At 61.4% G+C, this 18,523-nt stretch carries 19 protein-coding genes; 6 read left to right on the top strand and 13 right to left on the bottom strand.

Annotation, left to right across the window (positions count from 1 at the left end):
- Positions 1–62: 62 nt before the first annotated feature.
- The 3 genes from G3O01_RS25070 to G3O01_RS25080 all read left to right on the top strand — a co-directional run bounded on the left by G3O01_RS25070 (position 63) and on the right by G3O01_RS25080 (position 1,872).
- Positions 63–317, top strand: coding sequence for a hypothetical protein (locus tag G3O01_RS25070; RefSeq protein WP_205809060.1), 255 nt, complete (start codon positions 63–65; stop codon positions 315–317).
- Between the two features lie 122 nt (positions 318–439).
- Positions 440–997 carry a carboxymuconolactone decarboxylase family protein gene (locus G3O01_RS25075; protein WP_205809062.1) on the top strand — a complete coding sequence of 186 codons (558 nt, stop codon included), beginning with the start codon at positions 440–442 and terminating at the stop codon, positions 995–997.
- A 38-nt stretch (positions 998–1,035) separates the two neighbouring features.
- Positions 1,036–1,872, top strand: coding sequence for a helix-turn-helix transcriptional regulator (locus G3O01_RS25080; protein WP_205809064.1), 837 nt, complete (start codon positions 1,036–1,038; stop codon positions 1,870–1,872).
- Positions 1,873–1,879: 7 nt separating this feature from the next.
- Here the strand turns inward: G3O01_RS25080 and G3O01_RS25085 are convergent, their stop codons facing one another.
- From G3O01_RS25085 to G3O01_RS25100, 4 genes are all read right to left on the bottom strand, one after another.
- Positions 1,880–2,641 carry an SDR family NAD(P)-dependent oxidoreductase gene (locus G3O01_RS25085; protein ID WP_205809066.1) on the bottom strand — a complete coding sequence of 254 codons (762 nt, stop codon included), beginning with the start codon at positions 2,639–2,641 and terminating at the stop codon, positions 1,880–1,882.
- 41 nt (positions 2,642–2,682) lie between these two features.
- Positions 2,683–3,564: an NAD(P)H-binding protein gene (locus G3O01_RS25090; protein ID WP_205809078.1), complete on the bottom strand. Its 882-nt coding sequence runs from the start codon at positions 3,562–3,564 to the stop codon at positions 2,683–2,685.
- Between the two features lie 156 nt (positions 3,565–3,720).
- The gene (locus G3O01_RS25095; protein ID WP_205809080.1) at positions 3,721–4,293 is read right to left on the bottom strand and encodes a TetR/AcrR family transcriptional regulator; all 573 of its coding nucleotides are present in this window, start codon (positions 4,291–4,293) and stop codon (positions 3,721–3,723) included.
- A gap of 86 nt (positions 4,294–4,379) precedes the next feature.
- Positions 4,380–5,021: an HD domain-containing protein gene (locus tag G3O01_RS25100; protein ID WP_205809082.1), complete on the bottom strand. Its 642-nt coding sequence runs from the start codon at positions 5,019–5,021 to the stop codon at positions 4,380–4,382.
- 161 nt (positions 5,022–5,182) lie between these two features.
- On the opposite strand from G3O01_RS25100, the gene G3O01_RS25105 reads away from it, so the two are divergent.
- Entirely contained in the window at positions 5,183–6,175 is a 993-nt protein-coding gene (locus G3O01_RS25105) for a helix-turn-helix domain-containing protein (protein ID WP_241024247.1), read from the top strand.
- A gap of 42 nt (positions 6,176–6,217) precedes the next feature.
- On the opposite strand, the gene G3O01_RS25110 is transcribed toward G3O01_RS25105, so the two are convergent.
- From G3O01_RS25110 to G3O01_RS25135, 6 genes are all read right to left on the bottom strand, one after another.
- Positions 6,218–6,511 (bottom strand): hypothetical protein, encoded by a 294-nt coding sequence (locus G3O01_RS25110; RefSeq protein ID WP_205809086.1) that lies wholly within the window; start codon positions 6,509–6,511, stop codon positions 6,218–6,220.
- A gap of 132 nt (positions 6,512–6,643) precedes the next feature.
- Positions 6,644–7,882, bottom strand: coding sequence for an MFS transporter (locus tag G3O01_RS25115; RefSeq protein ID WP_205809088.1), 1,239 nt, complete (start codon positions 7,880–7,882; stop codon positions 6,644–6,646).
- Between the two features lie 185 nt (positions 7,883–8,067).
- Positions 8,068–9,429 carry a D-serine ammonia-lyase gene (gene dsdA, locus G3O01_RS25120; protein WP_205809090.1) on the bottom strand — a complete coding sequence of 454 codons (1,362 nt, stop codon included), beginning with the start codon at positions 9,427–9,429 and terminating at the stop codon, positions 8,068–8,070.
- 7 nt (positions 9,430–9,436) lie between these two features.
- Complete coding sequence (locus G3O01_RS25125) at positions 9,437–10,966, bottom strand: amidase family protein (protein WP_205809092.1); 1,530 nt, start codon at positions 10,964–10,966, stop codon at positions 9,437–9,439.
- An 89-nt stretch (positions 10,967–11,055) separates the two neighbouring features.
- Entirely contained in the window at positions 11,056–11,982 is a 927-nt protein-coding gene (locus G3O01_RS25130) for a LysR family transcriptional regulator (protein WP_241024248.1), read from the bottom strand.
- 69 nt (positions 11,983–12,051) lie between these two features.
- Entirely contained in the window at positions 12,052–13,287 is a 1,236-nt protein-coding gene (locus G3O01_RS25135; protein ID WP_205809096.1) for an MFS transporter, read from the bottom strand.
- 227 nt (positions 13,288–13,514) lie between these two features.
- Here G3O01_RS25135 and G3O01_RS25140 point away from each other — a divergent pair, with 227 nt between their 5' ends.
- Positions 13,515–14,276: a 3-oxoacyl-ACP reductase gene (locus G3O01_RS25140; RefSeq protein ID WP_205809098.1), complete on the top strand. Its 762-nt coding sequence runs from the start codon at positions 13,515–13,517 to the stop codon at positions 14,274–14,276.
- Between the two features lie 37 nt (positions 14,277–14,313).
- On the opposite strand, the gene G3O01_RS25145 is transcribed toward G3O01_RS25140, so the two are convergent.
- A complete protein-coding gene (locus tag G3O01_RS25145; RefSeq protein ID WP_205809110.1) occupies positions 14,314–15,573 on the bottom strand; it encodes a sensor domain-containing diguanylate cyclase in 1,260 nt (419 codons plus the stop codon).
- A 285-nt stretch (positions 15,574–15,858) separates the two neighbouring features.
- Positions 15,859–17,121 (bottom strand): MFS transporter, encoded by a 1,263-nt coding sequence (locus G3O01_RS25150; protein ID WP_241024249.1) that lies wholly within the window; start codon positions 17,119–17,121, stop codon positions 15,859–15,861.
- Positions 17,122–17,417: 296 nt separating this feature from the next.
- Here G3O01_RS25150 and G3O01_RS25155 point away from each other — a divergent pair, with 296 nt between their 5' ends.
- A complete protein-coding gene (locus G3O01_RS25155) occupies positions 17,418–17,717 on the top strand; it encodes a hypothetical protein (protein WP_205809114.1) in 300 nt (99 codons plus the stop codon).
- Between the two features lie 120 nt (positions 17,718–17,837).
- On the opposite strand, the gene ligK is transcribed toward G3O01_RS25155, so the two are convergent.
- On the bottom strand, positions 17,838–18,521 hold the full coding sequence (gene ligK / locus G3O01_RS25160; protein ID WP_205809215.1) for a 4-carboxy-4-hydroxy-2-oxoadipate aldolase/oxaloacetate decarboxylase: 684 nt from the start codon (positions 18,519–18,521) through the stop codon (positions 17,838–17,840).
- Positions 18,522–18,523 lie beyond the last annotated feature (2 nt).

Here is an 18,523-nt window from a genome sequence, read left to right on the forward strand (position 1 = left end):
CGAACCGTTTGCGGAAAGCGAACGAAGCGGGATTCAGGCATCTGGAGCAGAGGAGCGCAGTCATGATTCAATCGGAAATCCATAAGTTTCCGTATACGCGGTCGGCGGGCATGCAGAGGACGTATGACGTCACGATCAATCTCGTGCGGCGCGACTCGGGTGTCTTTGCCTACAGGTCGTGGGTGCACTATGCGGGTGCTTTCAAAGGAAACGGTCTCGACTTCCCGCTGGTTTCGCGGACTACGGATCAGGCCGTCACGGAAGCGCGTGCGCGCGTTGAAAAACATATCGAGCATCTGCTCGGCGTGACGGAGTGATCTCACTGCGCGTGAATACGGCAAATCGATTACACGCGATGTAATTGGCCAGACGTTGCGCGGGATCTACTCTTCGGCTGTCGCGTCATCAATCGGATGACGCTTTCGACCAAGGAGAGGCCATGTCCCGCTATCCCACTCACACGCTCGAATCGGCACCGCTGCAATCGCAGCCCGTGTTGCGACAACTTCAGCAGACATTCGGGCTGATCCCGAACATCGCCGCAAAGATGGCGTTGTCGCCGGTGCTGACCAATGGGTTCATCGGATTGTTCGAGCGCGTGCACGCGAGCAGTCTGACCGAGCCGCAGATTCAGACACTACTCTTGACCAACGCAGTCGCGAACGCCAGCGAATGGCCTGTCGCGTTTCATAGCGCGCTCGCATTGAAGCAAGGCGTATCATCCGCCGATGTCGATGCGATCCGTTACGGTGGCGTGCCTTCGGATGCGCAACTCGCCGCGCTTTCCACGCTGGCGCGCACGCTGATCGAGAAACGTGGGCGTCTTGACGCGTCGGACCAGCAGCGTTTCGTCGAGGCCGGATTCAGCGCCGAGCAGTTGCTCGAAGTCATTGCAGTCGTTGCTGCGTCGACCATCACGAACTACACGAGCAGCGTGACGGAACCGGAACTCGAAGCGCAATTCGACGCATTCGCGTGGCGTGCAGGCAAAGTCTGAGTTCGCTATAGTGACTCGCCTCGATCAGAGGAAATCCGATGAACGTCAGAAGCCACGATCCGAAAGCGCCGTCGGGCGAACTGGGCAATCTGCTTCGATACTGGCGTGACGCGCGTGGCGTGAGCCAGCTCGATCTGTCGCTCGACGCAGGTATTTCGCAGCGGCAGATCAGCTTTATCGAAAGCGGGCGCAGCGTGCCGGGCCGCGAGACATTGTTGACGCTTGCCCAGGCGCTCGACGTGCCGCTGCGTGAACGCAATGCGCTGCTGCTCGCGGCCGGATACGCACCCATGTACTCGGAGGCGCCGTGGAATGCGCAGGAGATGCATGGCGTCATTCGTGCGCTGGAGCGGGTCGTTCGCCAGCACGAACCGTTTCCGGCCATCGTGATGGACCGGCACTGGAACGTGCTGATGACCAACGACGCCGCGCCGCGTTTTTTCAACTGCTTCTTCGATATGACATCGCGCCAGGGCCCGCGCAATATGTTGCATCTGATGTTCGATCCGCAAGGGATACGTCCTTACGTCGCCGATTGGGACAACGTCGCACGGAGCCTGTTGCAGCGGGTGCATCGTGAATCGGTGGGCAGGGTGATCGATGACGGCACCGCGCGTCTGATCGATGAACTGCTCGCCTATCCCGATGTGCCACGCGACTGGAAGACGGCGCATCTTCTGTCGGCTTCGCCGGCGATGCCTGTCATTCCAATCGGGTTCGTCAGTGGTGTCGATGTGCTTCGTTACTTCTCGATGGTCACGAGCGTGGGCGCGCCGCAAAACATCGCCGCGCAGGAACTGCGACTGGAGTGCATGTTTCCAATAGATGACGCGACGCAAGCGCGCCATCTCCAGTTGCTGGAAGCGAATGCATAGCGGGCAATCAGGGCATAGGAAGCGGATTGTCGATCAACATCTGGTTGAAGTAGTTGACGATGTCATGCTCGCCCGGCCCGGCGCTGTTTCGCAACTGCTTGGCAGCGTCGACCACGACTTCCGTGGTCGCATGCTCGAGCAGCGCAAATGTCTCTGCAATGAACGGTTCCAGTTGCATCGCGCGCGAATCGCCGCTCTTGTAGACGAGATCGGTATCGACCCACGGCGGCGCGATTTCCAGAACCCGCACGGACGTGTCGCGCAACGCGAAGCGCTGCGACAGCGAGTACGAGTGAATCGCGGCTTTCGTCGCCGAATACAGCGCGGTCATGGCCATCGGAATGTAAGCGACAACCGAACTGTTGTTGATGATATAAGCGTCGGGCTGTGTCTTCAGATGCTCGATGAACGCGCCGCTGATCCGTGCAGGGCCGAGCAGATTCGTATTCACGAGATGGACCGCTTGCGCGTCGTCGAACGGACCCGTTACATCATCAAACGGCATGATGCCTGCATTGTTGATGAGCACGTTCAATGACGGATACTTCTGAATCAGCTGTTCGGCCACGCTCTTGATTTGTGCAGCGTCGGTCACGTCGATTTCAACGGAATCCATGCCGGGATTGACCTTCGTCACTTCATCCAGCAATGCTTTCCGGCGGCCGCCGATGATTACCTTGTTTCCGTTCTTGTGAAATGCCTCGGCGAGTCCCCGGCCAATGCCGGAGGTTGCGCCCGTAATGAAGATGGTGTTGCCGGTGAGTTTCATCGCGAGTACTCCTCTGCTGGGTGACGGGTGTCCATTGCGCGTTACTGCTCGAAAACGTGACGATGCGCTTTGATGAATTCGCCGACGGTTTGAGGCGCTTGCCCCGTGATTTCGCGGATCACGCCGTCTTTGCCCGAGAAAATGCCGTTCTGGTAATCGATAGCGATTGCGAGAAAGTGCTGGATCATGAATTCCGGCAACTGGTATTGCTCGAGATGCGTGCGGTATTGTTCGAGCGTCGAGGGGCTGTAGGTGATCTTGCGGCCGAGCACTTCGCCGATTTCATCGGCAATCTGCTGCTGGTTGAGTTCGACGGGTCCAAACAGCGGATACGTCTTGCCGATATGCTCAGACGGATTCGCAAGAACGGCTGCGATCAGCCGGGCCTGATCCTCGCCTGCAATCGGTGCGTGACGTCCATCGCCATACGGCAACGTGATCTTGCCTTCCTGCACGATCTGATCGCGCACCCACGGAAAGACCATCCATTCCGAGAAGAACGTCGGGCGAATATGCACAGCCGGCACACCGGACCAGTCGACCACGCGTTCCGCAATCCAGTGATCGCGTGCGGCATGACTCTTCGAATCTTCGCGTGCCGAGATCTGCGACATCTCGACGACCACTTCGACGCCCGCACGACGTGCTGCATCCGCAAAGTATGCAGTGGCCTGAATGAAACCCGGGCGCACGGGATAGCAGAGATATGCACCCGTCACGCCGTCCATCGCGCGGATCACGTCGTCATGTTCGAGCAACTCGCCGACCACGATTTCGGCGCCCTGTTTGCGCAGCGCTTCACTGCGCTCATCTTCGCGGTGCACGAACGCTCGCACGGCGTGACCATCCTGCAGAAGATGACGAACGGTATGAGCACCCGTTTTACCCGTTGCGCCTGTAATGAGGTATTTGCGTTGTTGCATGATGAACTCTCCAATCTAACGGTGTGAGCACTCTTCGAGAGTGCAGGGGAACAACTCGATATCGCCGCGACTGTGAATTCACTTCGATATCTTATAAGTGCATATGCACATTTTTATGTGCATATGGACGTTGCAATTCAAACCTTGTCTGTCGTGCTACAGCGCTTTGAGGTGCTGCCGGACGTCCTGCAGGATCGACGCGGCCGCGTCAGGGTCTTCGACGATGCGCGCCATCGTGATGGCGCCGATCATCGCCGATAACGCAAAGACCGCTTCCGATCTTGCCGCTTCATGCCGTCGCCGTCCGCTGCGCTTCGCCAATACGTCGACGAGCCCGGCGAAACCGCGTGATGCTGCGGCGCGCGTCTGTTCATCCGCGCGAGCCAGCTCGCTGCCCATGGCGGCGAGCGGGCAACCGTCCTCGGGCGCGTCGCGGTGCGACGGTGATACGTACGCATCGACAATGGCCTTGAAACCGTCCTTGCCCTCGCATTCGTTCGCGGCGGTCTCAAGCCTGCCGATGATCGCCGTCAGTCCTTCTTCGCACGCTTGCGCCACCAGTTGATCTTTGGAGTCGAAATGCCGGTAAAAGCCGCCATGCGAGAGTCCCGCCTCCGACATCAGGTCGGCGAGTCCGGTTGCCTGGATCCCGTTGGCCCTGAATTCGCGGGCCGCCACCTCGACGATGCGCCGGCGTGTGTCGGCTGTTTCAACCCTGGACTTCCTCATGACTGTTGCGCTCCGTGACTGCATGTTTTGGATGATAGTCATCATCTAAAAAAGAGTCAACGGGGTCTTTGCTGCAACACTGCGTTTCAACTTTCGAACGGCGCGTGGTTGATCAGGTCGCAGACATTTGCGCATTCGAAGCCATGCACGTGCCGACGTCCGATATCGGCGAGACCTGTGCCGGGCGCCGTGTATGGCTTCTTCCTGACCACTTCAGCCAGGGCTTCGGTAAAGGCGGCCTTGAACCCGATGCGCGGATAAAGGGCGAGCGTGTCGTCGACGAGAGCGGGCGTGATCTCGTCCAGCCGCATTCCGAAGACGTCAACGTGGGCGCCCATATAGATCAGCGCGATTTCCGGCTGCTTGCGATCGGCGATGCCTGCGCTCGAATGCAGCGCGATCGCATCCCACACGAGTTCGGCTTTCGACTCGGGGTAGCCGTGCGCGAGCAGAATCCCGCTCGCAGCATCCGCGCCATCCACTTCGAAGCGCTGGTCGGCGGAGAATTCGTCGGTCAGACCCAGATCATGAAACAGGGCCGCCAGATACACGACCTCGCGGTCGTATTTCAAACCGCGTGTGCGACCGAGAAATTCGGCAAACCACCACGTGCGGTGGACGTGGTTTAGAAGCGCAGGTGAATGGACCCGTTCGACCACGGAACGGGCCTGACGGGTGAACCCGGAATCAGGCGCGGTGATTCCTCCGATGTTAACAAGGGTGCTCATGCGATCTCCGCAGACAGGGGATGAATTGAGCATCAGTGTAGAAATTCGCCGCGTGTCACAAATGACTGTTTTTGGACGATTTGTGCCAAAATGAAAATCACGGTTTGTGATGGGAGCTTGCTATGAAGGGATCGGGCAAAGCAGCGGGGTCGATTCCGGCCATGAAGCAAAGGCGTGTCGTCATTCTCGGCTTGCCGCCTGTCGACGCGCTCGACGTAATCGGCCCCGTGGAAGTTTTCGCCGCTGCGAATCTGGCGTGTGGGGAAAGGCCCGCTCCCTACTCGATCGAACTGGTTTGCGCGGGGCCCGATGTCACGCTGGAAAGCGAGTCAGGCATCGGACTCAAGGGCCACAGAACGCTTGAAACGGAGCGTCGCGCAAACAGGCCGATCGACACGCTGATCGTGACCACCGGCTTTGGATCGACGGAGCGTTTCGACAAGAGCGCGATAGCGTGGATACGAAAGCGTTCGCAAACAGCGCGCCGCGTGTGTTCGATCTGTGTCGGCGCGTTTGCGCTGGCCGAAGCGGGGCTGCTCAATGGCCGCAAGGCCACGACGCACTGGCGGATGACGCAGCGGCTTGCCGAGCGTTATCCCGACGTACAGGTCGACCCCGTTCCGATCTGGGTCAAGGACGGCAACCTGTACACGTCGGCGGGTGTGTCGGCGGGAATCGATCTCGCACTTGCGCTCGTCGGCGAAGACCAGGGCAACGACGTCGCGCTGGAGATCGCGAAGAACCTGGTGCTGTTCCTGCGACGTCCCGGCGGGCAGGCCCAATTCAGTGTCGCGCTTCAATCGCAGCGCACGTCGGGCTCGAGCATGGACGATCTGTGCCACTGGATCAACGAGCACCTGCATGCAAATCTGACGACGGAAATGCTGGCGGATAAAGCATCGACGAGCGTCAGAACCTTGATACGCATGTTCCAGCGCGAACTGAAAACAACGCCTGCAAGGTATGTCGAGGATGTCCGGCTCGAAGCCGTTCGCCGTGCGCTGGAACTCGGCGAAAGATCGATAGACGAAATAGCGCGCCGATGCGGCTACGGCAGCAGCGACGTGCTGAGAAAGGCTTTTACGCGGCGCATGGGCGTGAGCCCGCGAGAGTACGCGCAACGTTTCTCGCCGGATAGCGACGCCGCGCGATGATGTCGTGTCGCCGCCGCATGCCCGGCGGCGACACATGTACGCTTACTGAAGCAGCAGGCCGAGCGGAGCGAGCGGTCCGACGGGCATCAACTCGAAGGTCATCAGGCCTTCGGCCGTGAGCGGCAAAGCATCGACAGCGGCTTTTGCGTGATCGACCGATTCGACGTTCATCAGAAAAATGACGCCGGGTGTGCTCTCGTGAGCACGGAACCAGAACTGCTCGATGGTGCCGTCGAGATAGAGCTTGAGTGTATCGGGAACCTCTTTCGGCATGATGCGCTGGCGTTGTTCAGGCGTGAACGGCTGGCTGATCGAACCAATGGCAAACACTTTCATGAAGACCTCTCCGGTGAATGATCGTGGTGACGTACAACGGAGATGAGTCTAGTGTCGGAGGTTATTTGCCGGTACTGGCGCAAACGACAACTTTGGCATCGTTTACGCCATGCAATCCGATAGCGCGTCCCGTCACCGCGAAGCGACGTCGCGTTCGACAGCGCACGGCACGTTCGCTGCAAGAGGCCGTGCGTTGATCGCGGCGGTCAGCAACAACGCGGCCAGTTCACACAGTGCGGCAACCCATCCGAGGCTACGGACACTGGCATGCGCCATGGTAAGCGCACCGAGTGCAGCACCCATCGAGAAGCCGATGTACATGAACGATGCGTTGAGCGACAGCACGATCGACGCGACCTTCACGCCGGCGATATCGATCAGCCGTGCCTGCTGCGCCGGATAAAACGCCCAGTGAGCGACGCCCCACAGCGCGATAGCCGCGATCACCGGCACGAGCGCGCTGGCGGGAGACAGCAGACGCGCGCTGATCGACAGGGTGGCGAAGGCGAGGCCGGACAGCGCGATGGTGGGAACGATGACGGCGAGCGGCCCCAGGCGATCGTTTGCTGCACCGCCCGTGACGACGCCAATGGCAGCCGCCAGTCCCCACATGAACATCACCATGCCAATCTGTGCGCCCGCCAGTCCCGCGACGCCGGCGAGGAAGGGCGAGAGATAGGTGTAGACGGTGTAGGCGCCCATGGCCCAGAGCGTCGTCGTGAGCAGCGTCGCGAGCACGACCGGTTGGCGCGCCACCGCGATGCGCTCGCGCAGCGATGCAACGGGAACGCTGGCGCCGATATCGTGCGGCAGACCGATAAGCAGACCTGCTGTCGCAAGCGCCGCGAGGCCTGCGACACCCGCGAAAGTCATGCGCCAGCCGAGCGCATGGCCGATAACCGCGCCAAGCGGAACGCCGAGCGCAATCGCGACGGTAATGCCGCCGTTCACCACCGCGATGGCGCGCCCGCGACGGTTAGGCGGCACGATGACGCTCGCCAGCGCGTTCGCGCCAGGTACGTACAGACCGGCGGACAGCGCCAGCAATACCCGTGCGCCCATCAGCGCCCAGAAGGACGGTGCGGCAAAGGCGAGCAGATTGGAAAGCGCGAAAGCGACCATGCTGGCAAGCAGCAGCTTGCGCCGGTTCATGCCGCCGCTCAATGCCGTCAGAACGGGGGAGCTGAGGCCGTAGGCGAGCGCGAATACTGTCACCAGTTGCCCGGCTGTTTCGATCGATACGGAAAGGTCGCTCGCGAGTCCGGGCAGAAGCGGCGAGATCATGAAGCCTTCCGTGCCGATCGCGAAGGCGCCGAGCGCCAGCCAGTACACGGGGGCGGGAAGGGACGAGGATGTGTCTGCGGAATTCATGCGATGCCTCAAGCGGCGAGAGTCGAGCGTTGCCCGATTCTGGAGCGCTCGACACTGGACATCAATATTCCGGCGTTCCCAACACTTCGGACATGCGCGTCCGAAATCGCGGCAATGGCATGACGGGGCGCGCGGTCCGCAGATCGCGCATCAGCGCCCCGATCTGGCTCTCGCCAAGGCCGCAATCAGGCGACAGCGAGTGCGTTGCGTCCAGTCTCGAGATAGGCACGCATTTCCGCTTCCGGGACCATGCCGCCGCCCGTTGCCCAGATGATGTGTGTCGCGTTTCGCATGGCCGCTTCGTCCAGCTTCAGGCGAGTGCGATAACCCTGCTGCTCGTTCGATACACGCGCGAAGCCCGGCGCGCCCGCGAGCGCAGACGGCTCCAGCCGGATGCCCTCCGTTGCGTCCATCAGCGCGAGCAACGCGTAAATTTCCTCGTCTTCGACGGTGTAATAGCCGTCGATCATCCGCTGCATCGCGCGGCCCACGAAACCGGACGGACGCCCGACCGCGAGTCCGTCGGCCGCCGTCACATTGTCGATGCCGAAGTCCTGGACCGCGAGCTGTTCGTGCAGTCCCGTCATCACGCCCATCAACATGCAGGGCGAGTGGATCGGCTCCGCAAACACGCAATGCGCCGCATCGCCGAACGCGAGCTTCAGCCCGAACGCGACGCCGCCAGGTCCGCCGCCCACGCCGCACGGCAGATAGACGAAGAGCGGATGCGCTGCATCCACACGCACATTTGCCGCATCGAGTTGCTGCTTCAGGCGCTCGCCCGCCACCGCATAGCCGAGGAAGAGCGTCGTCGAGTTTTCATCGTCGACGAAGTGGCACATCGGATCGTTCGACGCGAGACGCCGCCCGCTTTCGATCGCTTCGCCATAGTCGCCCGCATACTCCACAACCGTCACGCCATGCGCGCGCAAACGGTCCTTCTTCCACTGGCGCGCGTCGGCGGACATGTGCACGGTCGTCGTGAAGCCGAGCGTCGCGCTCGCAATGCCGATCGACATGCCGAGATTGCCCGTCGATCCCACCGCGATGCTGTGCTCGCGAAAGAGCGCGCGGCATGCGTCGCCAGCGAGCACACGATAATCGTCGCCTTCCTTGAGCAACCCGTGGCGCATGGCGAGTTGCTCGGCTTGAAACAGCACTTCATAGATGCCGCCGCGCGCCTTGATCGAACCGGAGATCGGCAGATGGCTGTCCTGTTTCAGCAGCAGGCGGCGGGGCGCCTCGACGTCGTAACGCTGGCTCAATGCCTGCGCGAACGCGGGCACTTCCGTCAACGGCGACTCGATGATGCCGCCTGCCTCGCGCACATCGGCGAAGGCTTGCGCGAGCAGCGGCGCGAAGCGTTGCAGACGCGCGCTCGCATCGGCGACATGCGATGCGTCGAGTGGAATATCGTGCAGAGCGTCGGCCAGCGGCGCGATTGACGGATTGAACCACTCGACAGGCTCAAGCGCCATCAGCTCACGCAGGAGCGGGAAGTCTTGCAGCCACGTATCGAGCGGCTTGCCGTAAATGGAATCGATCATGTTCGGGTCAGACTGCGGAAGCGGAAGCAGAGGAAGACGACACGGCATCGAGCACGGGCGGATGCGTGACGATGGACTTCAGGTCGACGTCCGATGCGCGCAATGTCGCGGCATCGGGAATCGGGCGGCGCGTTTCGTCTGACGACGCGAACAGCGTTTCAAATGCGCGCGCCGCATCGAGCAGCGCGAGATCGCCACGGAACGCGCCGATCATCTGCAAGCCGAACGGCATGCCCCGATGATCGACACCGCACGGCAGCGACAGTGCCGGATTCGTCGCAAGCGTCACCACGTACGTGAGCGACAGCCAGCGATAGTAGTTCTCCAGTTCGACGCCATTCACCGACTTCAGATACGGCTGCGTCCACGGGAATGGCGAGACGGGCGTCGTCGGCGAAAGAATCACGTCGTAACGGTCGAACAGCGTCTGGAAACGGCGGAACAGGCGCGTCTGGTCGCTGTGCGCACGCACGCAATCCGCGAGACCGAGGCCGATACCCATTTCGTAGTTCGCGCGCGGATTTGGGCCGAGTGAATCGGGATTGGCCTCATACGCCTTTTGCAGGCCAGCGACGAAGGCTTCCGCACGCAGTACGTCGAAGCAGCGATGGGCGCCGTCGAAGTCCACTTCGACCGGTTCACATACGGCCACCTCGCGGCGCAGAAATTCAATCTTGCGGCGGAACACGGCGCGGATATCGTCGTCCACTTCGCACACGCCGAAATCTTCCGTGTAACCGATACGCAGTTTCGACAGGTTCGTGAGCGCGCGGCCTTCCATCGTCGGATTCATCGCGAACGGATAGCCGAGCGGGTCGCTGTTCGACTGGCCAACGCTTGCCGCGAGTTGCAGCCATGTGTCTTCGACGGTGCGTCCCATTGGCCCGACCACGGCAATCGGCGTCCAGCCGAGCGGTTTGCGATCGCTCGGCACGAGTCCCGGCGAGGTGCGCAATCCGACCACGCCGCACTTCGCCGCGGGAATGCGCAGCGAGCCGCCGGTGTCGGAGCCGCTGGCGAGCGGCACCATGTCGAGCGCGAGCGCCGCCGCCGAGCCACCCGACGAGCCGCCCGCATTCAGACGCGGATCGAACGGATTGCCCGTCGCGCCCCACACGGGGTTGAAGCTGTTCGCGCCCGCACCCATTTCCGGCACGTTGGTCTTGCCGACCACGATCGCACCGGCGCCGCGCAGACGACGCACCAGCGTGTTGTCGTGGGCGGGCACGTTCGCGCGATAGATCGGCGAGCCATACGTGGTCAGCAGGCCTTCCGTCTCTTCCAGATCCTTGATACCGATGGGCAAGCCGTGCAACGCACCGACGGCGTCACCGCGAGCGAGCGCGATATCGGCAGCACGGGCTTCGATGCGCGCGCGTTCGAAGCTCGTCGCGGTGATGGCGTTGACATACGGATTGAGTGCCTCGATCCGCGCGATGCAGGCTTCCAGCAATTCGACGGCGGAGATTTCGCGCGCCTGCAATAGCGCGCGCAATGCAACGGCACTGTGTCGTGTGAGTTCGTAACGGTCGTTCATCGGGCAGTCCTTTAAGCGGCAACGCAAGAGTCCGCTCAATGTAGACGACGCGAAAAACGATCGCTAGTGATGTTTATCGAACGGTCACATCACTTTTGCTCAACGCGCGCGGGCGGTGAAAGTTCGCCGCTCAGCCGTTCGACAAACGATTGCAGCAGAGGTGGCAACGCGCGTCGCGCGAGCGTCTGGATTTCGATGGTGCGCTCGCCGGTGGCGAGTTCCGGCACGGGCAAGGCGACGAGTTCGCCTGATGCCAGACGCGGGCGCACGAAGAGTTCGCCGCTGAACGTCACGGCATCGCTTACGAGCGTGAACCCGAGCAGCGTTTCGAGCGTCGCGCTGCGCAGCACGCTCTTGCACGCGACGCCTTCGCGGCTGCAATAGATATCGATCAGCTTGTGCAGTGTCGAATGCACACCCGGCAATGCGAGCGGATACGCAAGCAGTTCGCGAAACGAAACCTGCGTTGACTGCGCGAGCGGATGCGATGAGGCGACGATCGCGAACACGGGCGAAGGCGCGGAGAACACGACCTGAATGTCCTTCGCCGGACCGAAGCTGAACGTGAGGCCGATATCACATTCGGCTTCGCGTACGCGCTGCGTGACATCGGCGGCCGTGTCGACGACGACTTCGAACGATGCGGGCGCGACCGTGCGACGGAAGTCCGCCATCGCGCGCGGCAGGAAGGTCGCGGCGAATCCTTCTGTGCAGGCGATACGGATCGTGCGTTCCGCTTCGCCGCGAAGCGCATCGATTTCGAGTGAAATCTGTTCGGCGTCGAGTTGCGAGCGACGCGCATACGCGGCGAGCATTTCGCCCGCTTTGCTCGGCACCATGCCGCGCGATTGCCGCACGAATAGCTGCGCGCCGAGTTCGCCCTCGAGTCGCGCGATCTGCCGGCTCACGGCGGATGGCACGACGTTCAGCCGGTTGGCGGCATCGGCAATGGAACCGGTGTTGACGACTTCGAGGAAGTAACGGACAGCGGCTTCCTGAAGAATGCGGGCGCTCATGATGGATCGACGGGAGGACGCGAGGCCCTCCATCATAGCGCCTGTCCGGCTGGTAACGCGCTCAGGCGATCAGGCCTCCTCGGCGGCGCCAAGGCGTGCATGCGCCTCGGGCGACAGACGTATCGACAGACTGGTGACGAGCGCGAACGCTGTCGCCACGATCAGGAAGCCGAATACCGCATCGTAGTTGCCCGTGATCGACACCAGCAGACCAATGACGGCGGGCGCGACGAATCCTGCTACCTGTCCGCCGAAATTGACCATCCCTGCACCCGTGCCGATGAGCTTTTGCGGCAGGAATTTGGCCGGAAGCGCGAACACACCCGCGAACACGAACGACTTGAAGAAGTAGACGATCGATTGATACGCGATTACGCCCGTCACCGTTTGCGCGGTGTACATCTCGTAGAGAAAGAAGCCGGAGATCGCACAGCACACAGCCATCAGCCATTTTTCGCGGCCATCGAACCAGCGCGTGAGAATCCACCCGCCCAGCGCTGTCGATATGCTCGCCGCCACGAACGGCAGCGGCGTGAGCATGCCGACTGCCTTGAGGTCGAGATGACGTTCGGTCAGCAGATACGCAGGCATCCACGCATCGAGTCCCTTGTTGACGATGCCCATGCCGAACCAGGTGAGCAGAATCTTCCACATCAGCGGCATCTTCAGCAGCGCGCGTGTTGCCGCGCCATCGATGCGCGCGGAGCGGCCGGCCGAATCGCGCTTCTGATGCGTGTCCTTCACCGCGATCAGATAGAACAGCGCGAATACGAGACCCACCGCACCAGCGACGACGAAAGCATGACGCCAGCCGAAATAAAGGATGAGCGGCGCGATGGCAAGCGGTGCAATGAAGCTGCCGACATAGTTCGAGGACATCAGGAGCGCCGACATCTTCGGGCGGTCCGCACGTGCACACGATTCGGTAACGCCTTTCACCGCCGCGCCGGGATAGCCGCCTTCGCCGAGACCGAAGATGAAGCGGATCGCGATCAGCGATGCAAGCGACCAGGCGAGACCCGTCATCAACGTGAACACGGACCAGAACGCGACCGATACGACGATGACCTTCTTGCTGCCCCAGCGGTCCGCGATCCAGCCGCCTGGAATCTGCATGGCCGCGTAGCTGATATAGAACGTGCTCATGACGACGCCGAGCGCCGCAGAGCCGACATGGAACTCCTTGCCGATGGCAACGAGCGACAGCGCGATCGCCGAGCGATCGATGTACGAGAGGCAATAGCCGAGGTAGAGCAGCACGAATACCGCAAGGCTGGCACGCCTGCTTTTATTGGGGTCGAACATGTGGGCATCCGCCGATAGAGAGAAAACCGGGTCCGCGTCGGCAATGCCGGGCAGTCCCACCGCGACTAGTCAAAACGATCGTAAGTAGCCACAAACGGAGCGACAAGTGACATATTCAGATCGCTCCGTTCGCGAAAACTCACCTGAGCAGCGTGGTGAAGGGCGGTCTCGCGCAGTCACTGCGGCATAATGCGCCGACGAATTCAAATCGAACCACGGAGAAATCCATGCTGCTATCTGAACAAAACGTACTCGTGACGGGTGGCGCACGCGGGCTGGGTGCGGCGATCACGGAAGCGCTCGCACGCGAAGGCGCTGGCGTCGTCATTAACTATCGGCGCAGCGAAACACAGGCGAACGCGCTCGTCGAGCGGCTCGGGCCGCGCGTCGTCGCGGTCCAGGCCGATATCACCGATCCGGCGTCGGTCGCGCGTCTGTTTGACGAGGCTCGCGCGAAAAGTGGCCGGCCGGTGAATGCGGTCGTGAACAACGCACTCGCCGATTTCAGTTTCGACGGCGACGCGCGTCCGAAGCTCGGCGATATCGAATGGGCGCGTTTTCAGCAGCAGATCGAGGGTGCGCTCAAGGGCGCGCTGAACACGATTCAGGCCGCCTTGCCCGCGATGCGCGCCGCTGGCTTTGGCCGCATCGTGAATGTCGGCACCAATCTGTTTCAGAACCCTGTTGTGCCTTACCACGATTACACGGCAGCAAAAGCAGCCTTGCTTGCGCTAACGAGAACGGCTTCGAACGATCTCGGACCGGATGGCATTACGGTGAACATGGTCTCGGGCGGCCTGCTGCGCACCACCGATGCCAGCAGCGCGACGCCCGAAGCCGTGTTCGACATGGTCGCGGGATTCACACCGCTGCGCCGCGTCACCACACCCGCTGAATTCGCCGACGCAGTACTGTTTTTCCTCTCGCCGTGGGCACGCGCGGTGACGGGGCAGAACCTGGTTGTCGACGGAGGATTGGTGAAGGGCTGAAGTGCGTGCGCTTCGGGTGAAGGTAGAGGAAATGAAGCTATCCAGCCTCTACACGATTGCGGCCGGATTTCTTGGCGCGATATAGCGCGCGATCTGCGCGCTTCATCAACGTGTCGACATCGACCTCGGTTGCGTCGCGCGTGACCACGCCGATACTCACTGTGAACGGAATGGGCGCGAAGCGCCACACGTGCTCGAACTCTTCCCGTTCGTAACGCTGGCGCAGTTCATCCGCAATGCGATGCGCGAGACGGGCGTCGGCTCCGGGCAGGGCGGCGACAAATTCCTCACCGCCCCATCGGGCAAAGAGACACGGTTGATTCGTCATTGACGCGCCCACCTTTGCGAGCGCGCATAAGACTTCATCTCCGGCATCGTGTCCGTGCTGATCGTTGATGTCCTTGAAGAAATCAATGTCGAGAATAAACACGGAAAAAACTTCGGTACTGCCGAGCAGCGTCTCTATGTATTGCAGAAACTCGCGGCGATTCGGCAAACCTGTGAGTGCGTCAGTGGTGGCCTGTTTTTTCAGCAGATCCATCAGCCGCGCACGATCGGTGATATCGCGAACCACCGCCATGAATTCAATCCCGCCGTCCAGGCTGATCTTCGAGACGGCGATTTCGACCGGAATGATCGAGCCGTCGCGATGCTGCCCGTACACACTGTTGGTTTCATCCATACGTGGGGGCGTCGCGTGACGGAGTGTCGGCTGATACGAGTCCGCGAACTGCGTTACTTTCCGCGGATGCCCGGCGCGAAATTTTTCAGGCAAAAGCGTGACGATGGGCCGTCCGATTATCTCGGCCGATGAATAGCCAAAGAGATTCTCCGCTGCGCGATTGAACAATGTGATGTTGTGTTGCTCGTCCATGGTCACGATCGCGTCGTAAGCCAGGTCGACAAGGGCGCGATATCGCGAGACATTGACGTCCGGCTCCCGTGTCAGGCTCATCCTCGCGTTCATGTCGACGCCGGTCACAAGCACTGCGCTCACGCTTCCGCTCGCCTGTCTCACCGGTTTAAGCGTAAGGCGCCACCAGACGCTGCCTTCGCGGAAGTCGTGGGTGTGCTGCGGCGCCTGCGTCTGGCCGGATTCAAAGCACGCAAGCAAGGCCTCGCGAAACTGGCGCGGCGCGGAATCCGCCACCACTGCGTCGAATGGAAGTGGAAACGTCGGCGCATCGGCGACCGGCCCACGCGTCAACTGGAAGAACGGGTGATTGCACGCGGTGACGATGAGACGCCTGTTCTCATCGAGTCCGATCATGGCGACGGATATGTCGATGTCATTCATGACTGGGTTTCTGTTACTTGAGCCGATCAGGCAAGCTCAGTTCACAAAAGCGTGATCGAGTGCCGGCGAGGCGATTGATAGCCGTCGGACACGCGGAAAATATCAACCGTTTACTGACTTATCGGCGGTTTACGCCCAAAACTTTACGTGCGTTTCGTAAAGCCCTGTTTCGTGAAAGGAGGCGTAAGAATGTTCGGTAACGGTTACCGGATTTAGCGATGAGAATCGCATGTGCTTTCGCGTTCGCTTCCGCTCACGCGGTGACACGCCATCTGACGTCGATCCTCAACTATGAGTCGACTCACTCACAGCGCCCGCCCGCGGCGCCTTGGCCCGTGTGCGCACCACGTTATTGCCGATCGCACCTGCGGCCATCAGCAGCGCCGTGGCAAGGAATACGGAGCGCATGCCGACATGACCTCCGACGAAGCCACCCAGCAGCGGCCCGATCACCTGCCCCGCGTATTGTGACGACGTGGAATAGCCGAGCATGACGCCCGCCATGCGCGGCGGAACCGAATGGCGAATCACACTCGCGATGCACGGCAACAGGCCGCCGAGCGCAAGTCCCATCAGGAAGCGAAGCACGATCAGCTGCCAGCCCTGTGTAACGAATGCCTGAGGCACGAGCAGCACGGCGCACGCGGCGAGGCTCGCGATAATGACTTTCCAATGCCCGATACCGTCGGCCAGCTTGCCGAGCCGCGATGCGGACAGAATGCTGCCGAGCGCCGCGCCGGACATCACGACACCCGATATGAAGGCGACGCTGTGCGCAGGCACGAGTTGCGCGACATAAACGGTAATGATCGGTTCGATCGACATGTTGGCCAGCATCAGCAGCATGCCGGTGACCAGCATCGCGAACACGGGCCGCACGTCGGCAATCGCGCTCCAGCCGTCGTGCGCGGAAGAGCGGGCAGCGGCCGGCGGATCGCGCTTGATGAAAAAGACCGTGGCGAGGAAGGTCAGGAAGATCACGGCCGCCGCGGCATGAAACGTCGCGCGGATGCCGATCAGCGAAGGCAGTGTGCCGCCGATCAGCGGCCCCGCCACGTTGCCCGCCATGATGCCGGAGGAGAGCACGCCGAGCGCCCAGCCGCAACGTGCTTTCGGCGTTTGGGTGGCGACGAGGACCATCGAACCGGACGCGTAGCCGCCGAGCAGACCCGTGAGCAGCCTCAGGCCCACGAGTCCCCAGACGTTGTGCGCCGATCCCATCAGCGACATGACGATTGCCATGCCGAGGCTCGCGCGCACGAGCATGAGCTTGCGGCCGTAACGGTCGGCCAGCTTGCCCCAGAGCGGTGCCGTCAGTGCCGCCGTGAAGAACGTCGCGCCGAACGCGATGCCGGACCACTGGACGATCGCGGCGGGATCGCTGACACCGAGCTGCTCGACGTAGAGCGGCAAGATGGGCAGCAGCAAGGTCATCGCCACGATGGTCGTGAAGGAGCCGCAGACGCAGACGAACAGGTTGCGGCGCCAGTGCGCAAACGATTCCGTGTCAGGAGGTGTGGGATCGGTCTTTTTGACGGCTTGGTCCATGGTTCTTTCCATGCGCGGGGCGTAGCAGATGCGAGTGCATACGATCCTACGTCGAACCCGGTGCGCGTGGCAGTGGTCATGTCATACCGGTATCGGTAGTACCACGCTGCCGGCCGGCATGGATTGGATCAAGCTGGAACCTTCAATTCTATTCGCTTCAAACCGTACGGCAAGCCTTCCGTTGTTTTGAACCCAACACTTGTGTTCGTCGCCCGGCAGAGTTGCGTTGGATGTGCAACGATAGCCATGCAACTCGCACCTGTCTGAAGACTCTGGATAACCCAACGGGGGGGTACATGAGAGAAAACGCCGAGACGCTATTCGTCGCTTCCGAGGACATTGCAACAGCATTGAACCTGCTGGAGAGCATCGAGGTTGAGGTCGGGTTCGATAGCGACGATCCGGAAAGTATCGAGCAGGCCATTCTCGCCGTCGAGGAGGCGATCAATACCCGCCTGAGTGCCCATCGCGGCGATGCACGTATCGAATCAGCCATTCTTCGCGTCAAACTGGACTTCCGGTGCGCGATCCTCGAGCAGGCGTCGTCCAATGAAGACGATGACGAGTTCGTCAGTAGCATCAACACGTTGCACTGATATTTCCAGGCCTGTTTCACCCGATCGCCAGTTGGGATCGGGTGAATCATGCTTGCCGTTGCGGCAATACTCGTCGCGGGGCGGTGCGCGGCATAGGCCGCGCGCATTTCAACCGCTATCTCAGTCGATATAACGCAAGCCGAGCTTCGCCAGCGGCTCGCGCATGCCATACATGTCGAGGCCCAGAACGCCCGAAGCAAGCCGTTCGCGCTTTTGCGTTTCGTTCGATTCGCGGGCGCTGGCAATGTCGAGCGTCGCGTGCGCCTTCGCGGAAGGCACGACCACCACACCATCCTGATCCGCGACGATCACATCGCCGGGAGTGACGAGCGCGCCCGCGCAAATGACGGGGATGTTGACCGAGCCGAGTGTCGCCTTGACCGTGCCCTTGGCGGAGACCGCCTTGCTCCAGACCGGGAAGGCCATCTCCGCGAGCACGCTCACGTCGCGTACCCCGGCATCGATAATCAGCGCGCTGGCACCGCGCGCCTTGAAGCTGGTCGCGAGCAGATCGCCGAAATAACCATCCGTGCATTCGGCCGTGACGGCTGCCACGACGATATCGCCAGGCTGGATCTGTTCCGCGGCGACATGCAGCATCCAGTTGTCGCCCGGGTGCAGGAGGACCGTGACGGCCGTTCCGCATGCGTGTGCACCAGCGTAGATGGGACGCATATAAGGTTGCAGCAGTCCCGTGCGGTGCATCGCTTCATGAACGGTTGCGCTGCCGAGCGCGCCGAGTGCCTGTACGACGTGGCTATCCGCACGCGCGATGTTGCGATAAACGACTCCGAGTTCATACATCA

This window comes from Burkholderia sp. Ac-20365, assembly GCF_017104715.1.
Lineage (GTDB): Bacteria > Pseudomonadota > Gammaproteobacteria > Burkholderiales > Burkholderiaceae > Paraburkholderia.